Here is an 8027-nt window from a genome sequence, read left to right on the forward strand (position 1 = left end):
CCCTACGGGTACAGTGCGGGGCTCCTGCGATTTCTAGCTGACGCTGCGAAACTTCGGGTCTTTGCTCTCTCGAAAGGCCAACCCTGCCTCTTGAATGGCGTTCCGCTTGAGGTGGCAGGGATCCTCTTTCACCCACTGCGGCAGGTCAGTGCAGGATGATGTCCCCCAGCTTTCTGGCTGTTTTTGGAGCCCCCTGCTATCGCGAACGGCACAGCCGGTCTTTGTGGGCAACCACAAACGTATGCAAGCAGACACCAAAGTAATGGCCGGATTAGAGTCAGGCTCCTCTAGCGGGCCAGGTACCGTTCCAAGCGTCCCTGGAAAAATGACAAGATCAACGTCAGCAGCCAGTACCACAGCGCTGCCACCACCAAAGCCTCGAAGAAGTGCTGGCGCGGCAAACCTGCCTGTCGAGCCCGGCCCATCAACTCCTGCAAAGCAATGGCACTGGCCAGGGCAGTGTCTTTCTGCATGGCGATGAATTGATTGCCAATGTCGGGTAGGACAATTCGGAAAGCTTGCGGCAAAATGATGCACCACAGGGTTTGCCAGGGCTTAAGCCCCAGGGCATAGGCAGCTTCCCGCTGCCCAATGGGAATGGCTTGGATCCCGGCCCGGAAGATCTCGCTCATGTAGGCGCCATAGTTCAGGCTCAAGGCCAGCACTGCCGAAGTGAACGAGCCGAACACCAGACCCAGTTGCGGCAAAGCCTGGTAGATAAACAAAAACTGCAGGAATAGAGGTGTGCCCCGCATCAGCGAGACATAGAGAGCAGAGAGGCTGCTTAGAGGGGCAATTTGGGAGAGCCCCGCCAGCGCCGACAAAAAGGCCAAGGTGGTGGCACAGAGGATGGAGACCAAGGACAGTTGAAAAGTAGTGCCCACCCCTTGCGAGATAAACCACCACCACTCGCGCACAAAGTTGCCGTTGAGACGCAAGGTACGGATGGGGATCCCGGCCAACTCCAACTGTACCCCGCTGAAGGTGAACAGCAACAACAGCAGCCACAGAACCAACCACAACCCCTGGGCCACCGGGAACGGGATCCCTTTTCGAATCCGGGGCGGTGGGTAAATGGGCTGCTCCAGTGGGATAGAGTCTTTGCTCACTCAGCTTTTTTTGTCAGATCAATGCCGTAATACCGCTTCGAGAGGGCTGTTAGCGTGCCGTCGGCGTGCATGGATTCTAAAATTTCGTTAATTTTGGCTTGCAAGCTCTCGGAAGGGGCAGGGCTGGAGCGATCCAAGGCCACAGCCAAGGCTTCATAGTAGACCGGATCCCCCAGAGTTTTCAGGGGCAGTCCTTCCCGAATGGCGTTTTCAGCCGTCGGCAAAGCTGTCAAGACTGCATCCAGGCGGGTGCCATCCCCCAGTGCCAAATCCTGCAGAGCCAGGCTATCGGTGTCGTAGATGCGAATGTCCACCCGCGGGGCCGGAACTTGGATGGTCTCTCCTTCCAGAGTGAGGTTGCCCTCCAGGTAAGCTTGGTAGGTGGTGGCGGTGCCCACCCCAACTCGCTTTCCTTCCAAAGCGGCGATATCGGTCAGGGTCGAGGCTTGGTGGACCACGAAGCTGGCGGGGGTGTAGTAGTAGGGAATGGTAAACAGCAGAGCTTTCTGGCGCTCGGCAGTCACGGTCATCGACCCGACATTGACATCCCAGCGGCCATTCCAAGATCCGGCGGTGATGACATCAAAGTTGATATCCAAAAACTCAGCCTCTACCCCCAAGCGCTTGGCGATCTCGCGCGCCACATCCACGTCAAATCCTTCCCAACTGCCGTCGGGATTGAGGTAGCTCTGAGGCCGGTAATTGGAGTCGGTGGAAATCCGGAGCACCCCCCGCTCTTGAACTTGAGCCAACAAATCGCTACCTTGGGCCAGCAGGGATCCCTGGTGTGTGCCTAGAGCCCAGCATCCGGCCAGGGTCAAGCAAAGGGCTTGTAGGGATCGGCGTCGAGAAACAGACATCGGCAAAACCTCAGATGAAGGTGAAGGGCAAACCCATTGGAATCCATCCAAGCTATCCAAGGCTGTCACAATTCCCGTTGCAAGGTAGTATCACCTGACACTGCCGCTTTGGGTGGCTATTCCCGACTGGGGCGAGCGGGTCGCAATTCTCCAAACATGCTCTAAAAAAGGCAAATCAACTGTCTCAGGATTGAGCTTATGAATCCCAATTGAGATTGAAATATCTCCTCCAGAAAGGCATCCCCTGAGACTTGCGATCAAGACTCGTGCTGTGTTGCCCGGGGGGGCAATCCGTATCCCTCTGTGGGCAACGGAGAATCGACGTTCTGGGTAGCAGAAAACATTTGGCTCGACCCAATGGATCCCCCTTAGCAATTGGGCGGAGAGGATGTCAATATCTTTGGAAGAGAACGGGGTTGAGGGTGGTTATGCAAGCGGTGATCTTGGCGGGTGGGAAAGGAACTCGTTTACGGCCCTTTACCTTTTTGCAACCCAAGCCTTTGTTGCCCCTTTTGGATGTGCCCTTTTTGGAGTGGCTGATCGGGCGCTGCCGCCGAGCCGGCTTGACGGATATTTTGCTCAGCGTGGGTTATCTGGGCCAACAAATTGAGGCTGCTCTGGGAGATGGCGCTGCTTTGGGGGTGAAGCTCCGCTACATTCCTGAAGAGACGCCTTTGGATACGGCGGGAGCCTTGGTGCTGGCTCAGCCCTATTTCACCGGGGATCCCTTGGTGGTTTTCAATGCCGACATCCTCACGGATCTGGATTTGCAGGCGTTGATGCAATGTCATGTGCAGAGCAAGGCCATTGCCACCCTCACCCTCGCCCGCGTGGACGATATCACCGCCTATGGCCTGGTGGAAGTTGGGGAAGGGGGCCAGATCCAATCTTTTCGGGAAAAACCCACCCCTGCAGAAGCCCTCACCCTCACCACCGACACGATCAACGCCGGCACCTATGTCTTGGATCCGGCCATTTTTAAAGACTACCCCAGTGGGGATCCCCTCAGCTTCGAGCGGCGTATCTTCCCCGATTTGCTCAGGCAAGGGCAACGGATGCAAGCTTATCTCCACGCAGGCTACTGGCGGGATCTGGGCACGCCGGCCAGCTACTACCACGGCCAACTGGACATTCTTCTGGGCCGAATGACGGATTTTCCCTTAGAAAATGTGCAGCAACAGGCGCCGGGGATATGGGTGCACAAAACGGCTGAGATCCATCCCAGCGCTCAACTGCACGCCCCCTGCTACATCGGCGCCCACACCCGTTTGGGATCCCAAGCTCAGATTCCGGCAGGCACCATCCTCGGCAGCCACAGCTGGGTAAATGGATCCCTGCAGCCGGGAGCCTACGGGCCGAGAGTCCTGGTAGTGTAGGTTAAGTGCAAGTTAAGTTCACGACCATCCAGGACAAAGCCATCAGCAAATGGAGCTACCACAAACCGGGGAACGCTGGGATCCCTACCTTGCCTCTGTAGCTGCTCGCTTTAATCGGGAGCTGGAAATTCAACTGGGTCGGCCAGGTTGGCAACTTCCCTCAGACCTGGAGCAACTGCCTTTTTGGCAAGCCCAGCAGCGGGATCACCTGCAAGAGCGCCTCGGGATCCCCTTTTGGCAACTGCGTGCCCCCAAAAAACGGGAAGCCTGTTTGGATTTGGGCTGTGGGGTAAGCTTCCTGACCTATCCCTGGAACGATTGGCAAGCCTACTTTTACGGCCATGAGCTGAGCGGTGAGATTGTGCGCTTTATTCGCTCGCGGGCACCCCAGCTTAACTCCAAGCTGTTCAAGTCAATGCAACAGGGATCCGCCCACCATTTGGAAAACTACGAGTCGGAGCAATTTGATCTGGCCATTGCCACCGGATTTTTGTACTACTACCCGATTGAGTACTTCGACGCGGTTTGGGCAGAGTTGATGCGAGTGTTGCGACCGGCTGCACCTGTGATTATTGAAGTGGTCAATCCCGACTCGGTGTGGGCGGAACAATGGGGCCTCATCGAGCTATTCAAAGGCACCGAACCGATTTTCACCCCCCTAACGGAGTGGGAGCGGCGCATCGCAGCCTTGGGGGGCAAAATTCAGAAACAGGCCAGTGGCGAACTGTTCACCACCTATTGGATTCAGCGCAGACCGTGATCTGCTCACAACCGGGAAAGTATCGGAGCATTCGGAGTAGTGGGGTAACCTTTAAGGCTGGGTACTAAGATTAAAAATAAGATAAAGATTAAGATTAAGAAGTGTGATCCCGGACAAGGGATCCACCGCCATCCATGCAAGCCTCCTCTCCCACCTTCCTCTTGGTTGATGGCTACAACATCATCGGAGCTTGGCCCACCCTGAGCCAGTTAGCGCGTCGCTCCCTGATGGAATTGGCCCGTCTGCGCTTGGTGGAATCTTTGGCCAACTATGTGGCCTTCCGGGGCTACCAGGCGACCGTGGTGTACGATGCCTACGCCCAACCCACTCCAGCCCGGCAAGAGCGCTCCCCTTCGGGTATCGAGATCCTGTATACCTCCTATGGCGAGACCGCCGACAGTTGTATTGAACGGCTGTGTGCCCAGTTGCAGAGGGATGGGTGTCGGGTACGGGTGGCTACCTCCGATCGTGTCCAGCAGTTGGTGATTGGCGGCTACAACGCCGAATGGGTCTCGGCAGAACAACTGTGGGATGAAGTGCAGCAGGCCCAGCAGCAGATCCGGCACCTCCAGCCAAAACGGCTATCGAGCAAGCGGGGCATTGATGCCTACTTGGATGCAGATACCCTCTCGCGCCTAAACCGCTGGCGGCTGTCCGGCCAAGATCCCATGCGCTAAATGCCATCGTAGGGAACGGTGGGAGCTCCATACCAAAGATGCTCCTCATCTGGCGAGGCAGTAGGCAACTGCTCCTGTGAAGGATCCGCCGGAGCCAGCTCCTGCTCATCTACCAACACCAGCACCCGCACAACTCGATTTTTGGGCAATTGTTCCTGCGCCTTCATGGGCAAGATCAGTTGACCTTGGCTGTCGGTACGAGCCCAGAACTCATGCGCTTTCATGCTGTTTCCCTGAGATGGCTAGGAATATACCAGCTTGCCCCAAGCTCTGCCTTCGGCGCAGTCAAAAAAAGACTCCGTCCTGCCGACGGGAACAGATGAGATCCCATCATTGAGACCGGGATCCCTGGGCCAAGCCGTGTTCTCGAAACCAAGCCTGCAACCGTTCCCAAGCGTCACCAGCCGCTTCTGGGCGATAGGTGGGGCGATAATCGGCAAAAAAGGCGTGGGGAGCATCCGGGTAGATGATCAACTGCGATGGATCTCCGCAAGCTTCCAGAGCTGACTTCATTTGCTCCACCGTTTCCAAGGGAATGCTGGTATCTGCACCACCATACAAACCCAACACAGGTGCCTTCAGGCTGGCTGCCACATCCAGCGGATGCCTTGGGGTTAAGAGTGTGGACTCTCCCACCAAACGACCGTACCAGGCAACACCCGCCTTCAAGCCGGGTCGGTGAGCCGCGTACAACCAAGTGATTCGACCACCCCAGCAAAAGCCAGTAATGCCCACCCGCTCTGGATCCGCACCTGAGTTGCCAATTGCCCAATCCACCGCCGCATCCAAATCCGACATCACCTGAGCATCGGGCACCTGGGAGACGATGGCGCGAATCTCCTCAAGGCTCTGCAGCTGAGAAACATCCCCCTGCCGGAAAAACAGCTCGGGAGCCACTGCCACATAGCCCAACTTCCCCAAGCGGCGACAAATGTCTTGAATGTGTTCGTGTACACCAAAGATCTCTTGCACCACCAAAACCAGTGGAAAAGGGCCAGAGCCGGTCGGCTTGGCACGATAGCCAGGGATCTCGCCATCTGGGGTGGGAATGGTGACGGGGCCGGCTTCCAATCCTTCGCTATCGGTGATGATGGTTTGGGCAAAGATCGGCTGTACTGCCGAGGCAAACCCAGCAGCGACGTTGGCCAGCTTCAACTGACGGCGCTTCCAGCTGCTGGAGGATCCCCCCTTGGGTTGCTCCGCATACATAGGCCCAATCCTCAAAAACACAAACCCCTCTTCTCAGGATAAACAATATTTTGTCTGTAAAGATTCTTTCTACTGACAGTCTCGATGCAAATCTTGCCTATCCTGTCTGAGATCTGCATCGTAGAGCTGTTAAGATCGGCTCGGCACAGCGATGCTGATCAACGGAAATGCAACTCAAGAGACAGTTAAAAATCAGTTAAAAACCGGAAATCTTTGGGTCAAGCATTTCAAGAAGCATCGATGCCATCTCGCACTTTGGAGCTTATTTGGCAGTTGCCGAAATTGTTGGATGATGGCAGCATTGGGCAGAGCCAAAAAGACAAACTGAGCGTTTGGCAATAGCGGCAAAACGGCAATTGTACTGGTGCAGATGGCCTTGACAAGTGAGATAAGTTTGCTTCAACAAATCTCAAAAGCCGCTGGCAGGTAGTCAACCAAAGCATAGCTTACCCCTTCCCCAGAGGCCCGACGTTCTATCAGCGCAACATCAAAACGGCAGGACAACTCGGAGAGGTGGGGATGCTGGCTCAAGAAGGCCTGGGCAGCCCGGATCAAGCGTCGCTGCTTGGGGATCCCAACCGCCAAAAGCCCGCCTCGATCCCAGCTACCGGGGCTACGGGTTTTCACCTCTACGAAAATCAGCACATCAGCTTTGTGGGCAACCAGATCCAGCTCGCCCCAAGGGCAGCGCCACCGCTGGGCCAGGATCTGCCAGCCCTGCTGACAGAGATATTGCCGCACCCAGTCCTCTCCGGCGTCGCCTGTATTCTGGAGAGAAGCTCCTTTGGGCAAGGGATCCATGAAAAAATCACCAATCACCAGCGCCCGACTCTAATGAGCAGAGCCATTGCCGTGATACTTGTCGGTGTCGTAAAAGCCGTTGCGGGTGCCGAAGTAGAAACTTGCCAGAGAGAGGACAAGAGCAACCCCCACCAAGACTAACTTTGCATCCACGTGGTTTTCCCCTGATTTTCTCCTCAACCGTGATCATAATAGCCTGCCGCTCCTTCACAATCCTCTGGTAAGCGATGCGCGGCACTGATATCGGCCAAGGCACAGCAAGTCTTGGGGGATCCCATTGGAGAGCTTTTCTTGAATGCTTGAATGAACTACTCCCACTGGGAGCTCAGCATGCTACCATTCAGACGGAAAGGGAGTAGTCAGGCGGCTTACCGCCCTCTGCATCGACATACTGGCTAAAAACAGCCCGGTGCAAGAGACAAAGCAAGCCCGGCAGGCTGCTTTGGTGACGAGACTTTCACTGAGTTCACGCAGAGGTGAGCTTGGTGAGTCCGTCTGACTTTCCCAGCCTTCACCTCTAGGTGTGAACCGATTCCACACACAAGAGAGGTTGGAGGCTAGAAAATGTGGGCCGGTTTTTTATCGAGTTTGCTGCTGGTGACGGTAGCGGAATTTGGGGACAAAACCTTTTTTACCCCCTTGATTTTGGCGATGCGCCACCCACGCCGCTGGGTTTTTCTGGGGACATGGCTGGCTTTAGCGATGATGAACCTGCTAGCGGTAGGAACCGGGCAAGTGCTTTTTAAGCTACTGCCACCCTTGGGCGTGCGGGTGCTATCGGCTGGGGTTTTCGCCGTTTTTGGCTTGAGAATGCTCTGGCAAGCGTGCAGAATGCCACCTCAACAGGCATTACCAGAAGAAGAGGAAGCCCTCAGACAAGTGATGCAGGCAGAAGCAAAAGGAGTTGGCCGCGGGGGGGTTAGGGCCATCGTCTGGGAAGCCTTTAGTTTGATCGCCCTAGCCGAGTTCGGGGATAAAACCCAGATTGCTACCGTTTCCCTAGCCGCCACCCATCCGGGATTCAGTGTCTGGGCGGGGGCAACCCTGGGTCATGGTCTGATGGTAGGGCTGGCGGTGGTGGGAGGTCGTTTTTTAGCAGCTCACATCTCTGAACGCGCCGTGCATTGGGTGGGGGGCGGCTTATTTCTGGTGTTTGCGTTGCTGACCGGTTGGGAGTTGCTGGGATCCGGGATCAGCTAGAAATCGCAGGAGCCCCGCACTGTACCCGTAGGGTC

General features: G+C 56.0%; 10 protein-coding genes. 4 read left to right on the forward strand and 6 right to left on the reverse strand.

Annotated features, from left to right (window positions below):
- Nucleotides 1-287: 287 nt before the first annotated feature.
- Both NW843_RS11085 and NW843_RS11090 read right to left on the reverse strand, forming a co-directional pair.
- On the reverse strand, nucleotides 288-1109 hold the full coding sequence (locus tag NW843_RS11085) for an amino acid ABC transporter permease (protein ID WP_148202748.1): 822 nt from the start codon (nucleotides 1107-1109) through the stop codon (nucleotides 288-290).
- Nucleotides 1106-1969, reverse strand: coding sequence for an ABC transporter substrate-binding protein (locus tag NW843_RS11090; protein ID WP_414522968.1), 864 nt, complete (start codon nucleotides 1967-1969; stop codon nucleotides 1106-1108). The genes NW843_RS11085 and NW843_RS11090 overlap by 4 nt, the downstream gene beginning before the upstream one ends.
- Nucleotides 1970-2397: 428 nt before the next feature.
- Here NW843_RS11090 and NW843_RS11095 point away from each other — a divergent pair, with 428 nt between their 5' ends.
- The 3 genes from NW843_RS11095 (at nucleotide 2398) to NW843_RS11105 (ending at nucleotide 4782) form a co-directional block, all read left to right on the forward strand.
- Complete coding sequence (locus NW843_RS11095; protein WP_414330537.1) at nucleotides 2398-3345, forward strand: sugar phosphate nucleotidyltransferase; 948 nt, start codon at nucleotides 2398-2400, stop codon at nucleotides 3343-3345.
- A 49-nt stretch (nucleotides 3346-3394) separates the two neighbouring features.
- Nucleotides 3395-4105 carry a class I SAM-dependent methyltransferase gene (locus NW843_RS11100; RefSeq protein WP_414522969.1) on the forward strand — a complete coding sequence of 237 codons (711 nt, stop codon included), beginning with the start codon at nucleotides 3395-3397 and terminating at the stop codon, nucleotides 4103-4105.
- A 134-nt stretch (nucleotides 4106-4239) separates the two neighbouring features.
- Entirely contained in the window at nucleotides 4240-4782 is a 543-nt protein-coding gene (locus NW843_RS11105; RefSeq protein WP_414522970.1) for an NYN domain-containing protein, read from the forward strand.
- Here NW843_RS11105 and NW843_RS11110 read toward each other — a convergent pair.
- The 4 genes from NW843_RS11110 to NW843_RS11125 form a co-directional block, all read right to left on the reverse strand.
- Nucleotides 4779-5006: a hypothetical protein gene (locus tag NW843_RS11110; protein WP_414343272.1), complete on the reverse strand. Its 228-nt coding sequence runs from the start codon at nucleotides 5004-5006 to the stop codon at nucleotides 4779-4781. The genes NW843_RS11105 and NW843_RS11110 overlap by 4 nt on opposite strands.
- 106 nt (nucleotides 5007-5112) lie before the next feature.
- The gene (locus NW843_RS11115; protein ID WP_414383579.1) at nucleotides 5113-5991 is read right to left on the reverse strand and encodes a dienelactone hydrolase family protein; all 879 of its coding nucleotides are present in this window, start codon (nucleotides 5989-5991) and stop codon (nucleotides 5113-5115) included.
- Nucleotides 5992-6390: 399 nt separating this feature from the next.
- Nucleotides 6391-6792, reverse strand: a complete 402-nt coding sequence (locus NW843_RS11120; RefSeq protein WP_414330526.1) for a YraN family protein — start codon at nucleotides 6790-6792, stop codon at nucleotides 6391-6393.
- A 30-nt stretch (nucleotides 6793-6822) separates the two neighbouring features.
- Nucleotides 6823-6945, reverse strand: coding sequence for a hypothetical protein (locus NW843_RS11125; protein WP_011429573.1), 123 nt, complete (start codon nucleotides 6943-6945; stop codon nucleotides 6823-6825).
- A gap of 411 nt (nucleotides 6946-7356) precedes the next feature.
- On the opposite strand from NW843_RS11125, the gene NW843_RS11130 reads away from it, so the two are divergent.
- Nucleotides 7357-7992: a TMEM165/GDT1 family protein gene (locus NW843_RS11130; RefSeq protein WP_414375085.1), complete on the forward strand. Its 636-nt coding sequence runs from the start codon at nucleotides 7357-7359 to the stop codon at nucleotides 7990-7992.
- Nucleotides 7993-8027: the final 35 nt, after the last annotated feature.

It is taken from the genome of Synechococcus sp. R5-12 (assembly GCF_047502655.1).
Lineage (GTDB): Bacteria > Cyanobacteriota > Cyanobacteriia > Thermostichales > Thermostichaceae > Thermostichus.

Bases quoted from the DNA above. Each gene is read 5' to 3' on its own strand.
- NW843_RS11090 (WP_414522968.1), bottom strand. From the start codon at position 1,969: ATGTCTGTTTCTCGACGCCGATCCCTACAAGCCCTTTGCTTGACCCTG.
- NW843_RS11095 (WP_414330537.1), top strand. From the start codon at position 2,398: ATGCAAGCGGTGATCTTGGCGGGTGGGAAAGGAACTCGTTTACGGCCC.
- NW843_RS11100 (WP_414522969.1), top strand. From the start codon at position 3,395: ATGGAGCTACCACAAACCGGGGAACGCTGGGATCCCTACCTTGCCTCT.
- NW843_RS11105 (WP_414522970.1), top strand. From the start codon at position 4,240: ATGCAAGCCTCCTCTCCCACCTTCCTCTTGGTTGATGGCTACAACATC.
- NW843_RS11110 (WP_414343272.1), bottom strand. From the start codon at position 5,006: ATGAAAGCGCATGAGTTCTGGGCTCGTACCGACAGCCAAGGTCAACTG.
- NW843_RS11115 (WP_414383579.1), bottom strand. From the start codon at position 5,991: ATGTATGCGGAGCAACCCAAGGGGGGATCCTCCAGCAGCTGGAAGCGC.
- NW843_RS11120 (WP_414330526.1), bottom strand. From the start codon at position 6,792: ATGGATCCCTTGCCCAAAGGAGCTTCTCTCCAGAATACAGGCGACGCC.
- NW843_RS11130 (WP_414375085.1), top strand. From the start codon at position 7,357: ATGTGGGCCGGTTTTTTATCGAGTTTGCTGCTGGTGACGGTAGCGGAA.